Below are 20851 nucleotides of genomic sequence, written 5' to 3'. Positions count from 1 at the left end.
TTCACATTTCCTAGAGTCCGAGCGCTCGCAGCGCGACGACCGTTACGACGCCGACCGCGATGACGCCGAGCAGCGGCAGCCGCGTCGCGGCCACGGCGGCGGCGAGCGCGGCGATGGTTTCCGCCCCGCCGGTCGCGAGCGCGGAGGGCGCGATCAGCGCGACCAGAACCGCCGGCGGCACCGCGTTGAACGCCGCCTGCGCCCGCGGGCTGAGCTTCAGGCGCCCTCCGAGCAGCACGCCTGAAATACGGGTGGCGTAGGTGATCGACGCCATGACCAGTATGGCGAGCAGGGTCCAGGGATCGACGCTCATGCGAGCGCTTCCTCCTCGTCCGCGCCCGCGAGCGCCCAGGCGGTCGCGACGCCCGCGGCGGCGCCGGCCGCGACGTGCCAGGGCGCGCCGACGCTGACGTATGTCGCCGCGGAGGCGAGCCCGCTCGCGGCGACCACCGCCATGCCGCCCGGTCCGCGCACGAAGGCGGCCGCGAGGCCGATGAACAGCGCGGTGAAGGCGAAGTCCGCGCCGTAGAGCCTGGGGTCGCCGAGCATGGCGCCGCCGATCGCCCCGAGCGTGGTCGTCGTCACCCAATTGATCCAGAGCGTCGCGCCCATGGTGATGAAGTAGGCCGGCGCCAGCGTCCGCTCCGCCGCGCGGCGTTCGCCGAGCGCCCAGTTCTCGTCGGACATGACGTAGAATCCGAGCATCTTCTGCCACCAGGCGAAGGCCTCGGTCCGCCGGGCGAGCGAGGTGCTCATCAGCACGTGGCGGGCGTCGATCAGCGCGGTGGAGACCGCCAGCGCGAGGATCGGGGCGGGATGCACCCAGAGCTCGACCGCCGCGAGCTGAGCGCCGCCGGCGCAGACGAAGCCGGACATCAGCGCCACCTCGGCCGGCGTAAGCCCCTTGGACGCCATCAGCGCCCCGAACAGCAGGCCGATGGGGATCGCCGCGATCGCCGCGGGGGCGATGTCCCTCAGCCCGTCGCGAACCTCCCGCAGCCCGACCGTCATCCGCCCTCGCCCACCCGCGCCAGCCACTCGTCTTCCGTCAGGGTCTCGATCCCGAGCTCCTTCGCCTTCGCGAGCTTGGAGCCTGCGCCGGGTCCCGAGACCACGAGGTCGGTCTTCTTGGACACCGAGCCCGCGACCTTGGCGCCAAGCCGCTCGGCCATGGCCTTGGCCTCGTCGCGGGTCATGCGCTCCAGCGCGCCGGTAAAGACCACGGTGAGGCCCGTGACCGGCGTGTTCGAAGCGGCGGCGGGCATCGGCGCGGGCGTCAGCTCCTTCAACAGCGCGTCGAGCGGCGGCGCGTTCTTCGGCTCCTGAAAGAAGTCGACGACGGCGTGCGCCACGACCGCGCCGACGCCGTCGATGTCGATCATCTCGCGCCAGGCGTCGTCGCCCTTATCGCCCTTCACCGCCGGGTTGGGTGGCGTGGCGGCCTTCGCGGCCTCCCGCAGGGCGTCGATCGTCGCGTAATGGCGGAGCAACCGCTTGGCGTTGATCTCGCCCACGTGACGGATGCCGAGCCCGTAGAGCACGCGGTTCACCTCGCGCGTGCGCGCGTCCTCGATCGCGGCGAAGAGGTTCGCCGCCGAGGTCTCGCCCCACCCTTCCCGGTTCTTCAGCCGCGTGAGCTTGCCGGGCTGCGCGTCCCGGGCCTTGAGCGTGAAGATGTCCGCGGGCTCGCGCACGTCGCCGGCCTCGTAGAAGGCCTCGATCTGCTTCTCGCCGAGACCCTCGATGTCCATGGCGCCGCGCGATACGAAATGGCGCAGTCGCTCCACCGCCTGCGCCCGGCAGATCAGGCCGCCGGTGCAGCGCCACACCACCTCGCCCTCGTCGCGGGCGGCGTGGCTGCCGCAGACCGGGCATTTGTGCGGGAATTCGAACGGCTTTGCCCCCGCCGGCCGCTGATCGAGCACCACCTCCACGATCTGCGGGATGACGTCGCCGGCGCGCTGCACGACGACGGTGTCGCCGACGCGCACGTCCTTGCGGGCGATCTCGTCTTCGTTGTGCAGCGTCGCGTTCGACACCACGACGCCGCCGACGGTTACGGGCTTGAGCTTCGCGACCGGCGTCAGCGAGCCCGTGCGGCCCACCTGGATGTCGATCGCCTCCAGCACCGTCGTCGCGCGCTCGGCCGGAAACTTGTGGGCGATCGCCCAGCGTGGGCTCCGCGACACGAAGCCGAGACGGCGCTGCAGCGCGAGGCTGTCGACCTTGTAGACGACGCCGTCGATGTCGTAGCCGAGGCTCGCCCGCTGCTCCTCGATAGCGTGGTAGTGCGCGATCAGCTCCTCGGCCGTTCCCAGCACCCGCATCAGGTCGTTGGTGGCGAAGCCCCAGCGGCGGAGGTTGTCGACCATGCCCTTCTGGGTGTCGGCGGGAACCGCGCTCGCCTCGCCCCAGGCGTAGGCGAAGAATCGAAGAGGCCGCTCGGAGGTGATCTTCGGATCGAGCTGGCGCAGGCTCCCCGCGGCGGCGTTGCGCGGGTTCGCGAAGACCGGCTTGCCGGCCTCGGTCTGGCGCTCGTTCAGCGCCTTGAAGTCGGCGTGGGACATGTAGACCTCGCCGCGCACCTCGATCACATCGGGGACGTCGTCGCCCGTCAGGCGCTCGGGCACGTCGGCGACGGTGCGGAGGTTCGCGGTGACGTCCTCGCCCACCGCCCCGTCGCCTCGGGTCGCGCCGCGGACGAAGCGGCCCTTCTCGTAGCGCAGCGAAGCGGAAAGGCCGTCGATCTTCGGCTCGGCCGAGACCGGCAGCTCCTGCTCCGGCTTCAGGTCGAGAAAGCGGCGCACGCGGGCGATGAACTCCGCCACGTCCTCATCGGAGAAGGCGTTCGACAGCGACAGCATCGGCACGGCGTGCCGCACCTTGGCGAAGGCGTCGGAGGGCGCGGCGCCCACGGTCTCGGTCGGGCTGTCCGGCGTCTTAAGCTCGGGGAACTGGGCCTCGAGCGCCTGCAGCTCCCGGCGGAGGGCGTCGTACCCGGCGTCGTCGATCGTCGGCGCGTCGTCCTGATAGTAGCGCTTGTCGTGCGCGCGAACCTCGTCGGCCAGCCGCGCGTGCTCCGCGGCGGCGTCGGGCAGCGCGGGCGGAAGCGCGCCGTGCGCGGTGTCAGGTTTTGGCATGCGTCTCAGGGGAACAGTTTCAGGGCGGCGAACAGCAGGCCGAGCGCGCCGAACAGCGAGGCCACGAACCACTTCAGCTGGTTCGCCTGCGACTCCGCCAGACGTCGTCCGATGGCCTCGTCGAGCAGCGAGATGCGGGCTCCCAGACGCTCCTCGACGGAGTCGATCTTGGCTTCCAGCCGGACTTCGACCGCGTCGATCTTGGCGTCGAGAGCGTCGATCCTGCCGCCGAGCGTGGCGCCCAGGTTCTCGACGTCCGTCTTGGTGGCGGTCGCGCCGCGCAGCGCCTCGTCGAACCCTTCCGTCACGGCGCGCGCCTGCACCTCCGGCATGCCGGAGGCGGTCAGCCGGTCACGAAAGCGGGCGGTGTCGAACAGCGGCTGGGCGGTCATGAGACTTGAGGCGCGTGGGCTACCACAACCATAGCATAGCGATTGAGGCTTGCGGAGCGGCAGGCTTAAGCGCTTACGCCGCGCCGTCCAGCAGGCTCGCGGCCGCGGCGCGCGCCTCTTCGGTCACCGACGCCCCGGCCAGCATGCGCGCGATCTCCTCCCGGCGCGCGGGCGCGTCGAGCGCCTCGACCCGGGTCGCCACCCGCGTCTCGCCCTCGGGCTGCGCCTTCGAGATCAGGAAATGCCGTCCGGCGCGCGCCGCCACCTGCGGCGCATGGGTGACCGACAGCACCTGCACCGTTTGGGCGAGCCGGGCGAGCCGGGCGCCGATCGCGTCCGCCACCGCCCCGCCGACGCCGGTGTCGATCTCGTCGAACACCAGCGTGGGGGCCGATCCGCGGTCGGCCAGCGCCACCTTCAGCGCCAGCATGAACCGCGACAGCTCGCCGCCCGAGGCGATCTTGGCGAGCGGCCCCGCGCGGGTGCCGGGGTTGGTCTGCACCCAGAACTCGACGCGGTCGATCCCGTCCGGCCCCGCGCCGCCGCCGTCCGAGACGATCTCGGTCATGAAGCGCGCCCGCTCGAGCTTCAGATCGGGCAGCTCCGCCATCACGGCGGCGTCGAGCCGGCCCGCCGCGGCGCGCCGGGCGGCGCTCAAGGCGCCCGCCGCGGCGTCATAGGCCTCCGCCGCGGCCTTGGCCTCCGCGTCGAGCGCGATCAGCCGCTCTTCGCCGGCGTCGAGATCGGCGAGGTCCGCGAAGAACTTCGCGGCCAGCGCCGCAAGGTCGTCGGCCGGCCGATCGTACTTACGGGACGCCGCGCGCAGCGCGAACAGCCGCTCCTCGATGCGCTCCAGCTCGCGGGGGTCGAAGGCGGTCGCCTCGATCGCGGCCTTCAGGTGCGCCTCGCCCTCGTCGAGCGCGAGCAGGGCGGCGTCGAGCGCCTTGATGGCGGGCTCCACCAGCTCGGGCGACGAGGCGGCGCGCCGTTCCAGCCGGCGGATGGCGTTTGCGATGGTGGTCACGGGCGACGAGCCGCCCGCGACGGCGTCGAAGGCCTCGTTGAGGTCCTCCGCCGCCTTCTCCGCCCGCATCATGGCGGAGCGACGCCCCGCCAGGTCCTGCTCTTCGCCGACTTCGGCCCCGAGCGCCCGCAACTCCTCGCTGGCGTGGCGCAGGTAATCCGCCTCGCGGCGGGCGGCTTCGACGCGGGCGGTGTGCTCGGCCAGCGCCTTCTCCGCCTCCCGGCGACGGCGCCAGGCGACGGACGTCGCCGCGACCTCCCGGCCAAGACCGCCGTAGCCGTCGAGCAGCGCGCGGTGGGCGGCGGTGTCGACCAGCGCGCGGTCGTCGTGCTGGCCGTGGATCTCGACCAGCGTCGCGCCGAGCGTGCGCAGCGCCTGGGCGCTCACCGGCTGGTCGTTGACGAACGCGCGGGTGCGGCCGTCGCGCGCCTGCACCCGACGAAGGATCAGGTCGCCGTCGTCGTCGATGTCCTGAGACTTGAGGATCGCGCGCGCGGGATGATCGAGCGCGAGGTCGAACACGGCGGTGACCTGGCCCTGCGCCTCGCCTTCGCGCACGAGCCCGCCGTCGCCTCGCCCGCCGAGCGCAAGCGAGACCGCGTCGAGCACGATCGACTTGCCCGCGCCGGTCTCGCCGGTCATGACCGAAAGCCCGGCCTCGAAATCGACGTCGAGCCGGTCAATCAGGACGATGTCGCGAATAGACAGCCGTGCGAGCACGGGCCCTCCCGTGCGGGCGCGGCGGCCCGCGTCAGCCCACGACGCCCCGGAACGCGCGGCTGATCCAGGAGCCGGAGTTCTCCTGCGGCGTCAGCCCGCCGTTCGTCACCAGCGCATAGCTCTTCTGGTACCACTCGCTGTCCGGGAAGTTGTGGCCGAGGATCGCCGCGGCGGTCTGCGCCTCGCCGGTGATGCCGAGCGCCATGTAGGCCTCGGTCAGCCGGAACAGGGCCTCTTCGATGTGGCGGGTCTGCTGGTACTGGCTGACGACGACGCGGAAGCGGTTGATAGCGCCGGTGTAGTCGCGGCGGGCGAGATAGAAGCGCCCGATCTGCATTTCCTTGCCGGCGAGCTGGTCGCGGGCGATCAGGATGCGCTTCTTCGATTCGGTCGCGTACTCGCTGTCCGGCCAGCGGCGCACGACCTCGTCGAAGGTGGCGAGCGCCTTGCGGGTGCGCTCCTGGTCGCGGCTGACGTCGGGCACTTCGTTGTAATAGGACATCGCGACCAGATACTGCGCGTAAGCCGCGTCCTGGCTGGTCGGGTGCAGCTGGACGTAGCGCGTGCCGCTGGTGATGGCCTCGGAATAGTTGCCGGCGCGGTAGTTCGCGAAGGTGGTCATCAAGATCGCCTTGCGGCCCCAGTCGGTATAGGGGTGCTGGCGGTCGACCTCGGCGAACTTCTTCTTCGCGGCGTCGTAGGAGCCGGCGTTCAGGTTGGCCAGGCCCTCGTTGTAGAGCTTGTCCGCCGGTTCGTCGGGCGCGAGCGCGTCCTTGTCCGACGAGAAGTAGGAGCAGCCCGCAAGCGGCAGCGCGGCCGGCGTCGCAAGGGCGAGCGCCAGAGCGAATCGAAAGCCCCGACGGCGCGCGGACGGAGTGGCGGAAGACGTACGCATGACCATCGCGAGCCTCGTGAACGCTGAATTCGACGGTGGTTCCCCGATGACCGGACGCCGAAGCGTCGCGGCCGGCGCCGCATGGTGAACGCGACTCCGCCGCCGTCTATAGCGGAAAGGGATCGGGCGCGCCAACGTGCAAGCGGCCGGCGCGCGTTTCCGCCGCCGGCGCGCCGTCAGTCGACCCGCGGGCCGAACGCCGGAACGGCGCTGGCGAGCGGAGCGGCGGCATGCCGCGGCTCGCGCTGCTCGCGGCGAACGGGCGCCTCCTCGACGATCGCGTAGGCCGAGGGATCCGCCAGCAGGGCGCCGAGCACGGCGCCGTTCAGCTTGTGGCCGCCGCAGAACGAGGTGAAGCGGCCGACGAGCGGCAGGCCGGACAGCGCCAGATCGCCGACGGCGTCCAGCGCCTTGTGGCGCACGAACTCGTCCACGAAGCGCAGGCCCTCGGGGTTCAGCACCCGGTCGTCGCCCAGCACGACCGTGTTCTCCATCGAGGAGCCGCGGGCGAAGCCGGCCGCCCACAGGCGCTCCACGTCCTTCAGGAAGCCGAAGGTGCGCGCCGCCGCGATCTCCTCGCGGAAGACCTGCGGCGTAAGGTCGAAACGAATCTGCTGGCGGCCGATCAGGTCGGACGCGAAATCGATGGTGACGTCCATGTGGAAACCGGACGGCGCGGGCGCGAGCTCGGCGTAGCCGCGGCCCTGTTCGACGCGGACCGGCTTCAGGATCTTCAGCATCCGGCGCGGCGCCGAGAGCTTGCGCAGGCCGACCGCCTCGATCGCCTCCACGAAGGGGCGCGACGAGCCGTCGACGATCGCCACCTCGGGGCCGTCGAGGCACACGCGGGCGTTGTCGACGCCGAGCGCGCGCAGCGCCGCCATCAGGTGCTCGATGGTCGAGACGCTCGCGCCGCCGGCGTCGCCCAGCACGGTCTGGAGCTCGGTCGCCTTCACCAGATCGTGGCGGGCTGGAATCTCGTGCTCGTCGCCGTCCGCGGTCGTGCGGACGAAGACGACGCCCGTGCCGGCGTCGCCCGGCTCGAGCGTCATGACGACCGGCGCGCCGGAATGGACGCCGACGCCGTCGACGACGGCCGTTCCTGCAAGCGTGGTCTGGTGCGCAAACATCAACTCGAACCTCGAAATCCCGACAGCTCAGAGCGGAGCCCGTCGTATCGGCGCGTTCGTCACGCGCGAACGACCGGAACGCTGTCCGGCCTTCTTGATGCGCTGCAAACTAGGTCGTTGACCGACCGATCCCAAATCAAGGTTCTTTACGCTTTGTAACAGGCGTACGCTTTTGAAATTGTTAACAAAAACCGGCCTTCGAGCGGGCCTGAAAAGCCGACGGCCCGGACCGTGAGGTCCGAGCCGCCGAGTCGTGTCGAGCCTTGAGGCCCGAGCGTCAGTTCGCCTGGCGGCGAAGGAACGCCGGGATCTCGAGCTGGTCGTCCTCGAGGCCGCGGGGGTGCTGCTGCGAGGGGGCGCGGCCCTGGGCGTCGAGCCCGCCCTGGGCGGGGCGGTAGGCCGGAGCCTGGGGCCGGCGCTGGTCCGGCTGGACCGGCGCGGGACGCTGCGCCTGGACCGGCTGCACGGGGGCCGGATGATGCGCCGGGGCGTCCTCGTCCTCGTGGTGGCGGCCGAGGCCGTTCGCGAGGCGCTGCAGCAGGGTCATGCGCTTGCGGTCCGGAGCGGGCTCGGGAGCCTGCTCGCGGCTGGCGCGGATCTGCGCCTGGGCCGGCAGCGGGAGGTCCTCGATCCGCGGCATGCGGGGCGCGCGGGCGGCGCGCTCGGCCTGCGGCGGGATGAAGGCGTGCTCGTGCTGGTCGTCCTCATAGGCCGCAGGGGCGGCGTGCTGGGGCTCGGCGAGCGGAGCCTTCGGCGCGGCGGGACGGATGGTGACGTCCTCGATCGCGGCGATCGCCTGCTGCTCGTAGTGCGCTTCGTAAGCCGGCTCATGCTGTTCGGGAGCCGGCGCCGGGGCCGCGGGCTGGACCGGCTGGGTCGGCGCGCGGAAGGTCGGGAGCGTCTGCGGTTCGGGCGAACGGGTCGCCGGAGCCGGCTGCTTAAAACGGTTGGTGAGCTCCGCGATGCGCTGCTCGGCCGGGCTGGTCTGGCCCGCCTCCATGATGTGGTCGATGCCGGTGGCGACGACCGACACGCGGATGATGCCTTCCAGGCTCTCGTCGAAGGTCGCGCCGAGGATGATGTTGGCTTCCGAGTCCACCTCCTCGCGGATGCGGGTGGCCGCCTCGTCGACTTCGTAGAGCGTCAGGTCGTTGCCGCCGGTGATCGAGATCAGCAGGCCGCGGGCGCCCTTCATCGAGACGTCGTCGAGCAGCGGGTTGGCGATGGCGGCTTCCGCCGCCTGGACCGCGCGCTTGTCGCCCGAGGCCTCGCCCGTGCCCATCATCGCCTTGCCCATCTCGCGCATGATCGCGCGGACGTCGGCGAAGTCGAGGTTGATCAGGCCTTCCTTGACCATCAGGTCGGTGATGCAGGCGACGCCCGAGTAGAGCACCTGGTCCGCCATGGCGAAGGCGTCGGCGAAGGTGGTGCGCTCGTTCGCGACCCGGAACAGGTTCTGGTTCGGGATGACGATGAGGGTGTCGACCGCCTTCTGCAGCTCCTCGATGCCGGCTTCCGCCGTCTTCATCCGGCGCTGGCCTTCGAAGTGGAACGGCTTGGTCACGACGCCGACGGTCAGGATGCCGGCCTCGCGGGCCGCGCGGGCCACGACCGGGGCCGAGCCCGTGCCGGTGCCGCCGCCCATGCCGGCGGTGATGAACGCCATGTGCGCGCCCGACAGGTGATCGCGGATCTCGTCGATCACCTCCTCGGCGGCCGCCCGGCCCACCTCAGGCTGGGAGCCGGCGCCGAGACCCTCGGTGACCTGCACGCCCATCTGGATGATGCGTTCGGCCTTCGACAGGGTCAGCGCCTGCGCGTCGGTGTTCGCGACCACGAAGTCGACGCCCACGAGGCCGGCCTCGATCATGTTGTTCACGGCGTTGCCGCCGGCGCCGCCGACGCCGAACACGGTGATCCGCGGCTTCAGTTCCCGGATGTCCGGCATCTTCAGGTTGATCGTCATCGCATGCCTCGTAGGTTGTCGCGCCGTCCCGGCGTTTGCCTGTCTTCACGTTCGGCGTTCGGGGGGCGCGCTCGCCCCATCTGCCCGTCGGTCGCCGATCCGACGGTCAGAAGCTCTCCTTCAGCCACCGCCCAACGCGGTGGATGTAAGTGTCTTTTGGCGCCGACCCGCCGCGGCGCATCCGCCGCGGATCGACGTGTTCCAGACCCGCAACCTGCGGGAAAACCAGAAGTCCGACCGGGCCGGCGAAGGCCGGCCCCTTGGCCGCCTCGGGCAGCCCGCGGGCGCCCAGCGGGCGGCCGATGCGGACGGGCCGGTCGAGAATGCGCCGCGCCAGATCGGGCAGGCCCGTCAGCTGGCACGCGCCGCCGGTGAGCACGACGCGGCGCGCTTCCGCCGCATAACCCGACGCCTTGAGGCGGTCGCGCACCAGCTCGAGGATCTCCTCCACGCGCGGCTTGACGATCTTCACGATCATCGACTTCGGCAGGTAGCTGGCGCCGTCGATCTCGTTCTCGCCGACCGGGGTGACCGCGATCTGCTCACGCTCGTCGGCGAGCGCCGGAAACACGCTGGCGTGCAGCGTCTTCAGCCGCTCCGCCTCGTCGAGGCTCGTCGAGAGCCCGCGGGCGAGGTCGAGGGTAACGTGGTGCCCGCCGAGCGCGACCGCGTCCGAATGCACGAACTGCCCGCCCTTGAACACGGCGACCGAGGTGGTGCCGCCGCCCATGTCGACCAGCGTCACGCCCATCTCGGCCTCGTCGTCGACGAGCGCGGCAAGCCCGGAGGCGTAAGGCGCGGCGACGATGGTCTCGACGTTCAGGTGGCAGCGCTCGACGCACAGCATCAGGTTGCGCAACGGCGCGCCTTCCGCGGTGACGATGTGCATGTCGACGCCGAGATGCTGGCCCACCATGCCGCGCGGATCGCGCACGCCGCGGGTCGCGTCCAGGCCGAAGCCCGTCGGGATCGAATGCACCACGGCGCGGTTCGGCCGCACGGAATGGGCGCAGCCCGCCTGCAGCACGCGGCGGATGTCGCGGTCCTCCACCGGGTGGCCGGCGATCGGCACTTCGGCGTGGAAGGTCTCGGAGGCGAGCCGGCCGGCGGAGACCGACACGATGACGCTCTCGATCTGGACGCCCGCCATCCGCTCCGCCGCGTCGACCGCGAGCCGGATCGCCTGCTCGGCGGCCTCCATGTCGACGATCTGGCCGCCCTTGACGCCGCGCGAGCGCTGGTGGCCCACGCCGATCAGCTCGACGAGATGCGAGCGGTCGGGCAGCGCGTCGCCGGCCTCGACCGGCTTCAGCCGCGCCACCAGGCACGCGATCTTGGAGGTGCCGACGTCGAGAACGGAAACCACCACAGCGCGACGCTGCGGCAGCGGCTTCATCTTCGGAACAACGCCGTAGGGGAACGCCTGACTCATGTCGCTCCGGCCTTCTTACGCGCCTTCTCGGCGGCCTTTTCAGCCTCGGCCAGCTTGTCCGCCGCCTCGGGCGTCACCCGCACCACGGTGCGGATCGGCGATCGAAGGTCGACGATCGCAATGTCCTTGGAGAAGAGATTTCGGGTGGCCTGAAGCGACTCGAGCCGGGCCAGCGCCTCGCGGAAGCCCGTCTCCGGCAGCTTCACCTCGACGCCCGACCGCAGCCGGAGATTCCAGCGGCGCTCGGCCACGAGCACGGCCGCGTAGGTCTCGGTCTTGATCTTCGGCGCGCCGTCCAGCGCGTCGAGCAGCGGCCGGGCGCGGAGGTTCGCGGAGGGTCCGACGACGAGCGGGAGATGGGCGAAGCGCGAATCCCGGAACTCGTCGATCGGCGTGCCGTCCTCGGCGAGGATCTGCACCTTGCCGTCGTGCTGCCACAGCGCGAACGGCTTGCGCTCCACGAGATGCACGGTGACCCGGTCGGGATAGAGCTTGCGGACGGTCGCGTCCTGCACCAGCGGGTTCGCCATCAGCCGGTCGCGGGCCGCGCCGACGTCCAGGAACGGAAGCGCGGTGTTTTCGCCGATGCCGAGCGCCAGCAGGACTTCGTCGTCGGTGAGCGCGCTCTGGCCTTCGGTCGCAACCGCGATCACGCGGAATCCGACGGCGTTGGCGACGGTGACGTGGAGGTTTTCGATCTCGGCGCGGACGGTGGGCCAATGGCCGCCGTCGATCATGCCGGTCACGCCGGTCGCGCCGAAGAACAGCACGGTGAGGGCGACGCCGAGGCGGCGCCGGCGGGCGACCCGCTCGAGGCGGAAGCGCAGCGAGGTCAGGCGGCTCGCGCCGATCACCTCGTCGACGTCGTCGAGGTCCGGCCGCGGCTGGCGCGCGTTCTCGCTGGCCGACCGCATGTTCGGGCCCGTCTTGAACACCCGGGTCCGGGGTGCGGCCGCTTCGCGGCCGCCGCCGACCGGCGCCCTGAGGCGTCCGTCTAGCGTTCCAAGGAGGCGTCCTCCACTAGCCATCGAACAAGCTCACCAAACCCTATGCCGGCATAAGCGGCGAGTTCCGGCACGAGCGACGTCTCCGTCATGCCGGGCTGCGTGTTCACTTCGAGGCAGACGAGCTCTCCCGTGCCGCCTTCGCGGTCGTCGAAACGGAAATCGGCCCGGCTTACTCCGCGGCACCCGAGAGCGTGGTGCGCCGCGAGAGCCAGTTTTCGGACCTCTTGGTAAACAAAGGGTGAAATTTTTGCCGGGAGGACGTGCTGCGAGCCGCCCTTGGCGTACTTGGCGTCGAAGTCGTACCAGGCGTCGCCGGGCACGATTTCGATCACCTCCAGCGCCTCGCCGTTCAGCACCGCGCAGGTAAGTTCTTTCCCCGCAACGAAATTTTCAGCGAGCAGCAGCTCGCCATGCGCCCAGTCCCCGCGGGTGAGCTCCTGCGGCGGATGGGCGTGGTCTTCGTTAACGATTAGGACGCCGACCGATGATCCGCCGTCGACAGGCTTGAGGACGTAAGGAGGCGTTAAGACGTGCGACGCGGCGGCCTCTGAGCGTGTGACGACTTTGCCACGCGGGACGGAAACCCCCGCAGCCGCCATCACGGTCTTCGCCCGCTCCTTGTGCATGGCGAGCGAGGAGGCCAGCACGCCGGAGTGCGTGTAGGGGATCCCCATGATCTCCAGCAGGCCCTGCACCGTGCCGTCCTCGCCGAAGCGGCCGTGCAGCGCGTTGAAGCAGACGTCCGGCTTCACCTTCGCCAGCACCTCGGCGAGATCGCGGCCGGCGTCGATCGGCGTGACGCGGTAGCCCTCGCCTTCCAGCGCCTTGGCGCAGGCCGCGCCCGACCAGAGCGAGACCTGCCGCTCCGAGGACCAGCCCCCCATCAGGACGGCGACGTGTTTGGACATCATGTTTCCCCGGAAATTTCGTCAGCCCGGCCGCAGCGGCGGAGACGGGATCGTCATCACAGTGTTCGCCCGCGGATGCGGAGTGCGCGCTTCGAGACGCCTCGGCTCTCGCCGAGGCTCCTCGGCATGAGGAGGTCCTTGAGGTCGCCAACGTCCTCATGGCTTGAGGAGCCGTCCGCCGGACGGCGTCTCGAAGCACGCGCTCCGGCGCGGCGCCCTTACCCCGCCACTCCGATCCGTTTGATCTCCCACTCGAGCGCGACGCCCGAGGTTTCCTTCACGCGCCGCCGGACCTCTTCGCCCAGCGCCTCGATGTCGGCCGCGGTGGCGCCGCCGACGTTGATGAGGAAGTTGGTGTGCAGTTCCGACACCTGCGCGCCGCGGATCGTCAGCCCGCGACACCCGGCCTCGTCCACGAGCCGCCACGCAGACAGGCCGGGCGGATTCTTGAAGGTCGAGCCGCCGGTGCGGCTCCGGGTCGGCTGGCTGGCCTCGCGGTGCGCGATCACCGCGTCGACCTCCGCCTTGATGGCCGCGCGCTCGCGCCTCTCGCCCCGCATCAGGGCGCCGGTGAAGATCACCCCCTCCGGCGCCGACGAGTGGCGGTAGGAGTAGCCCATCGCGGCGTTCGAGAGCGTCACCGCGTCGCCCGCTCGGTCGAAGCCGAACACCTCGACGACGCGGTCGGAGGTCTCGGTCCCGTTCGCGCCCGCGTTCATGGCGAGCGCGCCGCCGAGCGCGCCAGGGATGCCGGCGAAGAACGCGAAGCCGCCGATGCCCGCCTCCATCGCCTCCAGCGCCACCCGCTTGTCGGCCGCCGCAGCGCCCGCCCAAAGCGTCGCGTCGCGGCCCGGCGCGATCAGGGCGAACGGTTTGCCGAGCTTGATCGTCACGCCCGGCAGACCGCCGTCGCGCACCAGCAGGTTCGAACCGAGGCCGATGACCGTGTAAGGGACCTCCGCCGGGAGCCGGCTGAGAAAGTAGGCGAGATCGTCGTCGTCGGCCGGCTGGAACAGCGCCTCGGCCTTGCCGCCGACCCGGAACCAGACGGATTCCGCCAGGCTCTGATCGGCCGAAAGCCTGCCGCGAAGCTTCGGCATGGCGGCGGAGAGTGAGGCGGCGAGCGTGCCCGTCATGCGCCGGCCTTCAGCGCCGCGAGCTCCTCTGGCAGGGCTGCGGCCCAATAGGTCGAGGTGCCGGCGCCGAGCAGCACGACGTAGTCGCCGGGCTTCGCCACGCTCGCCACGACGCCCGCGAGCGCCTGCGGGCCTTCGAGCGGGATGACGTGCCGATGGCCGCGGGCGCGCAGGCCCGCCACCAGGTCGTCGCGCGACGCGCCCTCGATCGGCTGCTCGCCGGCGGCGTAGACGTCCGCCACGATCACGGTGTCGGCGTCGTTGAAGCAGCTGGAGAAGCCGTCGAACAGCGCGTGCAGGCGGGAGTAGCGGTGCGGCTGCACAACCGCGATGACGCGGGCGTCGGTGGACGCGCGCGCCGCCTTCAGCACCGCGGAGATCTCGACCGGGTGGTGGCCGTAGTCGTCGAAGATCGCGACGCCGTTCCACTCGCCGGTGCGGGTGAAGCGCCGCTTCACGCCGCCGAACTTGGCGAGTCCTGCGCGGATCTGGTCCGCGGACACGCCGAGCTCGTGCGCGACGGCGATCGCCGCGGTCGCGTTCAGCGCGTTGTGGCGGCCGGCCATGGGCAGCACGAGGTCGTCGATCCGGGTCTCGGCGCCCGTCTTGCGGTCGCGGATGGCGACGCGGAACCGGGCCTGGCCGCCCTTCAGATCGACGTCGAGCAGCCGCACGTCCGCCTGAGGGTTCTCGCCGTAGGTCACGACCCGGCGGTCCTCGATCGTGCCCACCATGTCCTGGACGGTCGGGTGGTCGAGGCACATCACCGCGAAGCCGTAGAACGGCACGTTCTCGACGAAGGAGCGGAACGCCGCCTTCACCGCGTCGAAGGTGCCGAAGTGGTCGAGGTGCTCGGGGTCGATGTTGGTGACGACCGCGACGTCGGTCGGCAGCTTCAGGAAGGTGCCGTCGCTCTCGTCGGCCTCCACCACCATCCAGTCGCCCTCGCCCATGCGGGCGTTGGTGCCGTAGGCGTTGATGATGCCGCCGTTGATCACGGTCGGGTCCATCGCGCCGGCGTCGAGCAGCGTCGCGACGAGCGAGGTGGTCGTGGTCTTGCCGTGGGTGCCGGCGATGGCGACGCAGGTCTTCAGCCGCATCAGCTCGGCCAGCATCTCCGCGCGCCGCACCACCGGCAGCCGCTTCTCGCGGGCGGCGTTGAGCTCGGGGTTGCCGCGCTTGATGGCGGAGGACACCACCACGACCTCGGCGTCGCCGAGGTTCTCGGCGGCATGGCCGATGGTGACGGCGATGCCCTTGTCGCGCAGGCGCTTGACGTTGGCGCTTTCCGCCGCGTCGGAGCCCTGGACCTTGTAGCCGTGGTTGGCCAGCACCTCGGCGATGCCGGACATGCCGATGCCGCCGATGCCGACGAAGTGGACGGGGCCGATGTCGCGGGGAAGTTTCATGGGAGAGGCTAAAACCTGTCAGGACGTGAGCGAGGCGGGCGCAGGCGCGTGGACGCCGGCGGCGGCCAATACCACATCCGCGAGCCGAGCGGCGGCGTCCGGTTTGCCGACGCGCCGCGCCGCGGCCGCGGACGCCGAAAGCGCCGCGCCGTCGGCGAGCCGAATCGAGAGGTCTTCGGAGAGCGCCTCGGGGGTGAGGCGCGCCTGCGGCCACACCACCGCGCCGCCGGATAGCGCCAGGGCGTTGGCGTTGGCGAGCTGGTCGTTGTCGAGCGCGTGCGGCAGCGGCACCAGGATCGAGGGCCGGCCGATCACCGCGAGCTCCGCGACCGTCGAGGCGCCGGCGCGCGCGATGACGAAATGGGCGAGCGCCATGCGGGCGGGCATGTCGTCGAAGAAGCTCGTGAGGTTGGCCTCGATGCCGGCCGCCGCATAGGCCGCGCGGGCGGCCTCGAGATCTTCGGGCCGCGCCTGCTGCGTCACGCGGAGCCGGGCCTTGAGTTCGCCCGGCAGCAGAGCGAGCGCCGCCGGCACCACCTCGGACATCACCCGCGCGCCCTGGCTGCCGCCGAACACCAGCAGGCGGATCGGCCGATCGCCCTCGGGCGCCTCGTAGGCGACGCCGCTGGCCGAGATCACCTGGGGCCGCACGGGATTGCCCACATGCGTCGTCACGGCGCCGGAGGGCGCGCCGGACACGTCGGGAAAGCCGGTCGCGATGGTGGTGGCGAACCTTGCCAGCATCCGGTTGGCGCGCCCCATCACCGCGTTCTGCTCGTGCAGCACGACCGGCACGCCGGCGATCCGCCCGGCGACCAGGGGCGGAAACGAGGGATAGCCGCCGAAGCCGACCACGGCCGCGGGCCGCACGCGGCGCATGAGGCCGACGCCCTTCCCTACCCCGCGGGCGAGGGTCAGCCCGAGCTTGGCGTAGGCGAGCGCGCCCGAGCCGCGCAGCGTGTCGGCCGGCAGCGCGTGCACCGCACGGGCCGGAAACTTGGAGGCGTAGGCGAGCGCCCGCTCGTCGGTCACGAGCTCCACCGGCACGTCGCGGCGGCCGAGCTCGACCGCCAGCGCTTCCGCCGGGAAGAGGTGGCCGCCGGTGCCGCCGGCCGCCAGCAGGATGGGTCGCGGCCAGTCGGTCATGCGCGCGCCGCGACCGGCGTCGCGCCATGGGCGCGGACATGCCGCGCGATCTCGGAGGCGAGCGCGTCGGTGCGCGGCCGGCGGCGCGTCAGCGCGAGCAGCATGCCGACGCCGAGCGCCAGCGCGAACAGCGACGAGCCGCCGTAGGAGATGAACGGCAGCGTCATGCCCTTCGCCGGCATCAGGTGCAGGTTCACCGCCATGTTGATCGCCGCCTGCAGGCCGAACAGCATGGTGAGCCCGGCGATGGCGAGGCGAGTGAAGCCGTCCTGTTCGCGGCGGGCGTGCTGCAGCCCGCGCATGACGATAAAGCAGTAGATCGACACGATCGCGATGCAGAACAGGATGCCGAACTCCTCGGCCGTCACGGCGGCGATGAAGTCGGTGTGCCCGTCCGGGATGATGCGCTTGACGGTGCCCTCGCCCGGGCCCTTGCCGAACCAGCCGGCGGAGGCGAAGGCCTCGGTCGCCTTGTCGATCTGGAAGGTGTCGCCGGTTTCGGGATTCATGAAGCGGTCGATGCGGCGCGCCACGTGGGGCAGCAGCTCATAGGCCGCGACTAGTCCCACCACGCCGACGCCGCCGAGGCCCACGACCCAGATCCAGGGCAGGCCGGCGAGAAAGAACAGCGCCCCCCAGACCGCGGTCGAAAGCACGGTCTGGCCCAGGTCGGGCTGCAGCACCAGCAGGCCGACGACCGAGCCCAGCAGCGCGATGGCGAGCAGATGGCCGGGCATGTCGCGCCGTTCGGAGCCCTCGGCGAACAGCCAGGCCGAGAGAACCACGAAGGCCGGCTTCACGAACTCCGACGGCTGCACCGCGAGCCCGCCGAAGCTGATCCAGCGCCGGGCGCCCTTGATCTCCATGCCGATGAACAGCGTCGCGGCCAGCATCACCATGCCGAACGCGAACACGACCCAGGCGAGCCGCCGCACCTGGCGCGGGCTGAGAAACGACACGCCGACCATGATCAGCAGCGCCGGCGGCAGGAACATCACCTGCCGGTTCACGAAATGGAACATGTCGACGCCGATGCGCTCGGCCACCGGCGGCGAGGCCGCGAGCGACAGCACGACGCCGAGCACCATGAGCGCCCCGACGGCGAACAGCAGCGCCCTGTCGACCGTCCACCACCATTCGCCGAAGACGGTGCGTTCCGCGCGGGAGATCATGACGGCAGGCTCCGGGAGGCGAGACGGATGGCGGGCGAGGTCGACCTATGAACACCGATTAGGGATGACAAAACGTAAACGCGGGGTTTTCGCGCGTTGCGAAACGACCGTCGATCAGAGCGCGGGATCTCTCCTCGCGCCGGAGGCGTGGAGAGGGGTCTCGGGCGTCGGGCGCCTTGGGCGCTAAGTTTTATCCCGCCGCCCACCCCACCCGGCCGGGCTTCGCCCGTCCACCCTCCCCTGTCCCAGGGAAGGGATAACCCGCGCCTCTTTTCGACAGCGCAGAACGGGACGCGGGGATCCCTCCTTGCGCGGAGCGTGGGGAGGGTGGCCCTTGGCGCAGCCAAGGGTCGGGTGGGGGCCTTAGGGCGTCGGGCGCCATGGGCGCGGAGCTTTATCCTGCCGCCCACCCCACCCGGCCGGGCTTCGCCCGTCCACCCTCCCCTGTCCCAGGGGAGGGATAGCCCGCGGTCTTTTCGACAGCGCAGAACGGGACGCGGGGATCCCTCCTCGCGCGGAGCGTGGGGAGGGTGGCCCTTGGCGCAGCCAAGGGTCGGGTGGGGGCCTTAGGGCGTCGGGCGCCATGGGCGCGGAGCTTTATCCTGCCGCCCACCCCACCCGGCCGGGCTTCGCCCGTCCACCCTCCCCTGTCCCAGGGGAGGGACGCCCGCGCCCGGCCTTAGGCCTTCGCGGCCTCAAGCCCCTGCACCGCCGCGCGGAATGCGTCGCCGCGCTTTTCGAAGTTCGGAAACTGGTCGAACGAGGCGCAGGCCGGCGAGAACAGCACGACGGGCTCCGCCTGGTCTGAGGCCTCGGCGTCGGCCGCGGCGGCCGCGACCGCGCGGTCGATCGTGCCGAGCTCCACCAAGGCCACGTCGTGCGCGCGCAGCGTCGCGGCGAAGGCGGGCGAGGCCTCGCCGATGAGGTAGGCCTTCGTCACCTTCGAAAACAGCGGGACCAGCGCGTCGACGCCGCCGGTCTTGGGCTTGCCGCCCAGGATCCAGAACACCTTGGGGAACGACGCCAAAGCCTTTTCCGCGCTGTCGGCGTTGGTCGCCTTCGAATCGTTGATGAAGGTCGTGCGGCCGGGGCCGGCCACCTCCTCCATGCGATGGGCGAGACCGGGGAAGGTCGCGAGGCCGGCGTAGGCGACGTCGTCCGCGACGCCGAGCGCCCGCACGGCGGCCAGCGCCGCATTGGCGTTCTGCGCGTTGTGCGCGCCGCGGAGCGCGCGGGCGCCCGACAGGTCGATCGGGTCGGTCTCGGAGACGACGACGACGCGGCGGCCGGCGGCCTTCAGCCGCTCCGCCATCGCCGCGGAGACCGCGTCGTCGCGGGCGATCACGGCGACGTCCGAACCCGCGACCAGCCGCTGCTTGATGGCGGCGTAGTTCTCCATCGTCCCATGCCGTTCGAGGTGGTCCTCGGAGAGGTTCAGCATCACGCCGACGCTGGGGTCGAGGCTCGGCGCGAGGTCGATCTGGTAGGACGAGCATTCGACGACGTGGACGCGGGTCGCGGACGGCGGTTCGAGATCGAGGATCGCGACGCCGATGTTGCCGCCCATCTGCGCGTCGAGCCCGGCGTGGCGGACGAGATGGGCGATGAGCGCGGTGGTGGTGGATTTGCCGTTGGTGCCCGTGATCGCGACGAAGGGCGCATCGGGCGCGATGGCCCGGCGCTCGCGGCAGAAGATCTCAATGTCGCCGATGATCTCGACGCCCGCGGCCTTCGCCTTCTCTACCGTCCAGTGCGGCGTCGGGTGAGTCAGCGGCACGCCCGGCGCCAGCACGAGGCTGTCGAACCGGGCGAAGTCCATGGCGCGGAGGTCGCCGGTCGGAAGCCCCTCGGCCGCCGCCCTCGCCACGCCCTCGGCGCTGTCGTCGAAGGCGACGACCTCGGCCCCGCCGGCGACCAGGCTGCGCACGGTGGCGCGGCCCGAGCCGCCGAGCCCGAACACCGCGACGCTCTTTCCCTTGAACGCGGTCGCCGGCGTCACGACAGCCGGCCTCCCCGCTGGGCCAGATTGATCCAGAAGAACGGAGCCCTTTGACCAAGCGGGCCGCTCCTTCCCTTCTCCCCCTGCGGGGGAAGGTGGCCGGCGGCGTCAGCCGACGGACGGATGAGGGGTCGTCCGGGACATCCTGAACCGTAGGAGGTCGTCCCGGACGACCCCTCACCCCAACCCTCTCCCGCAAGGGGAGAGGGGGACCACGACGTGGCGTTCACATCGCCGAGGTCACGTCTGGCGTCGCCGCCGGCGATCGACCGCAGATCGTCCCGCATCGCGCTCACCGCAGCTTGAGGGTCGCGAGGCCGACCAGCGCCAGCACCACGGCGACGATCCAGAAGCGCACCACCACCTGCGGCTCCGACCAGCCGAGCTGTTCGAAGTGGTGATGGATCGGCGCCATGCGGAACACGCGCTTGCCCGTGAGCTTGAACGAGGCGACCTGGACGATCACCGAGACCGCCTCCAGCACGAACAGGCCGCCGATGATGGCGAGCACGATCTCGTGCTTCGCGGCGACCGCCACCGCGCCGAGCATGCCGCCCATGGCGAGCGAGCCGGTGTCGCCCATGAATATCTGCGCGGGAGGGGCGTTGAACCACAGGAAGCCGAGGCCGGCGCCCAGCACCGCGCCGCAGACCACCGCCAGTTCGCCGGTGCCGAGCGTGAAGTGGATCTGCAGGTAATCCGCGAACACCGCGTTGCCGGCGAGGTAGGCGATGAAGCCGAAGCTCGCGGCCGCGATCATCACGGGAACGATGGCGAGGCCGTCGAGGCCGTCGGTGAGGTTCACGGCGTTGCCGGCGCCCACGATCACCACCGCGCCGAACAGCAGGAAGAACCAGCCGAGGTCGAGCAGGAAGTTCTTCAGGAAGGGGAACGCGAGCGAGGTGGAGAAGCCGGGCTGGCCGACGCGGGTGATGGCGTAGACCGCGATCCCGGCGATCGCGAACTCGATCGCGAGGCGCATCTTGCCGGAGTAGCCCGCGTGGGTCTGCTTCGTGACCTTGAGATAGTCGTCGTAGAAGCCTATTGCGCCGAAGCCGATGGTCACGAACAGCACGATCCAGACGTAGGGGTTCGCGAGGTTCGCCCACAGCAGCGTCGTGGCGACAAGGCCGGACAGGATCATCAGGCCGCCCATGGTCGGCGTGCCGCGCTTGGCGAGGTGGGTCTGGGGGCCGTCGGAGCGAATCGGTTGGCCCTTGCCCTGCTTCAGGCGGAGTTGGCCGATGATCCAGGGGCCGAACAGGAACACGAACAGCGCCGCGGTCATGATCGCGCCGCCGGTGCGGAAGGTGATGTAGCGGAACAGGTTCAGCCCCGGAAAGGCCCAGGACAGGTCGGCGAGGAAATACAGCAT

The 20851-nt window shown here is 71.0% G+C and carries 17 protein-coding genes; all 17 read right to left on the bottom strand.

Annotated elements, in window-relative coordinates:
* Nucleotides 1-10: 10 nt before the first annotated feature.
* The gene (locus K244_RS0101690; RefSeq protein WP_020184507.1) at nt 11-313 is read right to left on the bottom strand and encodes an AzlD domain-containing protein; all 303 of its coding nucleotides are present in this window, start codon (nt 311-313) and stop codon (nt 11-13) included.
* Entirely contained in the window at nt 310-1011 is a 702-nt protein-coding gene (locus K244_RS0101685; RefSeq protein ID WP_020184506.1) for an AzlC family ABC transporter permease, read from the bottom strand. Before K244_RS0101685 ends, K244_RS0101690 begins: the two co-directional genes overlap by 4 nt.
* The gene (gene ligA / locus K244_RS0101680; protein ID WP_020184505.1) at nt 1008-3140 is read right to left on the bottom strand and encodes an NAD-dependent DNA ligase LigA; all 2133 of its coding nucleotides are present in this window, start codon (nt 3138-3140) and stop codon (nt 1008-1010) included. Before ligA ends, K244_RS0101685 begins: the two co-directional genes overlap by 4 nt.
* A 5-nt stretch (nt 3141-3145) precedes the next feature.
* Nucleotides 3146-3532, bottom strand: coding sequence for a hypothetical protein (locus tag K244_RS0101675; RefSeq protein WP_020184504.1), 387 nt, complete (start codon nt 3530-3532; stop codon nt 3146-3148).
* 73 nt (nt 3533-3605) lie between these two features.
* Complete coding sequence (gene recN, locus K244_RS0101670) at nt 3606-5276, bottom strand: DNA repair protein RecN (protein ID WP_020184503.1); 1671 nt, start codon at nt 5274-5276, stop codon at nt 3606-3608.
* Nucleotides 5277-5307: 31 nt separating this feature from the next.
* Nucleotides 5308-6171 (bottom strand): outer membrane protein assembly factor BamD, encoded by an 864-nt coding sequence (locus K244_RS0101665; RefSeq protein WP_245259725.1) that lies wholly within the window; start codon nt 6169-6171, stop codon nt 5308-5310.
* 176 nt (nt 6172-6347) lie between these two features.
* Entirely contained in the window at nt 6348-7301 is a 954-nt protein-coding gene (gene lpxC / locus K244_RS0101660) for a UDP-3-O-acyl-N-acetylglucosamine deacetylase (RefSeq protein WP_020184501.1), read from the bottom strand.
* Between the two features lie 277 nt (nt 7302-7578).
* Nucleotides 7579-9267 carry a cell division protein FtsZ gene (gene ftsZ / locus K244_RS0101655; RefSeq protein WP_020184500.1) on the bottom strand — a complete coding sequence of 563 codons (1689 nt, stop codon included), beginning with the start codon at nt 9265-9267 and terminating at the stop codon, nt 7579-7581.
* Nucleotides 9268-9373: 106 nt separating this feature from the next.
* The gene (ftsA, locus tag K244_RS0101650; protein WP_020184499.1) at nt 9374-10699 is read right to left on the bottom strand and encodes a cell division protein FtsA; all 1326 of its coding nucleotides are present in this window, start codon (nt 10697-10699) and stop codon (nt 9374-9376) included.
* Nucleotides 10696-11613 (bottom strand): cell division protein FtsQ/DivIB, encoded by a 918-nt coding sequence (locus tag K244_RS0101645; RefSeq protein ID WP_197027133.1) that lies wholly within the window; start codon nt 11611-11613, stop codon nt 10696-10698. Before K244_RS0101645 ends, ftsA begins: the two co-directional genes overlap by 4 nt.
* Before the next feature lie 80 nt (nt 11614-11693).
* Nucleotides 11694-12614 carry a D-alanine--D-alanine ligase gene (locus K244_RS0101640; protein WP_024816254.1) on the bottom strand — a complete coding sequence of 307 codons (921 nt, stop codon included), beginning with the start codon at nt 12612-12614 and terminating at the stop codon, nt 11694-11696.
* Between the two features lie 218 nt (nt 12615-12832).
* Nucleotides 12833-13750, bottom strand: a complete 918-nt coding sequence (murB, locus tag K244_RS0101635; RefSeq protein ID WP_020184497.1) for a UDP-N-acetylmuramate dehydrogenase — start codon at nt 13748-13750, stop codon at nt 12833-12835.
* Complete coding sequence (murC, locus tag K244_RS0101630) at nt 13747-15159, bottom strand: UDP-N-acetylmuramate--L-alanine ligase (RefSeq protein WP_020184496.1); 1413 nt, start codon at nt 15157-15159, stop codon at nt 13747-13749. The genes murB and murC overlap by 4 nt, the downstream gene beginning before the upstream one ends.
* A gap of 18 nt (nt 15160-15177) precedes the next feature.
* Complete coding sequence (gene murG, locus K244_RS0101625; RefSeq protein WP_020184495.1) at nt 15178-16305, bottom strand: undecaprenyldiphospho-muramoylpentapeptide beta-N-acetylglucosaminyltransferase; 1128 nt, start codon at nt 16303-16305, stop codon at nt 15178-15180.
* Entirely contained in the window at nt 16302-17477 is a 1176-nt protein-coding gene (ftsW, locus tag K244_RS0101620) for a putative lipid II flippase FtsW (protein ID WP_020184494.1), read from the bottom strand. The genes murG and ftsW overlap by 4 nt, the downstream gene beginning before the upstream one ends.
* A 679-nt stretch (nt 17478-18156) precedes the next feature.
* The gene (gene murD, locus K244_RS0101615; protein WP_020184493.1) at nt 18157-19476 is read right to left on the bottom strand and encodes a UDP-N-acetylmuramoyl-L-alanine--D-glutamate ligase; all 1320 of its coding nucleotides are present in this window, start codon (nt 19474-19476) and stop codon (nt 18157-18159) included.
* A 292-nt stretch (nt 19477-19768) separates the two neighbouring features.
* Nucleotides 19769-20851 carry a phospho-N-acetylmuramoyl-pentapeptide-transferase gene (gene mraY, locus K244_RS0101610; protein WP_020184492.1) on the bottom strand — a complete coding sequence of 361 codons (1083 nt, stop codon included), beginning with the start codon at nt 20849-20851 and terminating at the stop codon, nt 19769-19771.

The sequence above is a fragment of the Methylopila sp. 73B genome (assembly GCF_000526315.1).
GTDB lineage: Bacteria > Pseudomonadota > Alphaproteobacteria > Rhizobiales > Methylopilaceae > Methylopila.
This window is presented reverse-complemented; position numbering and strand designations above follow the sequence as displayed.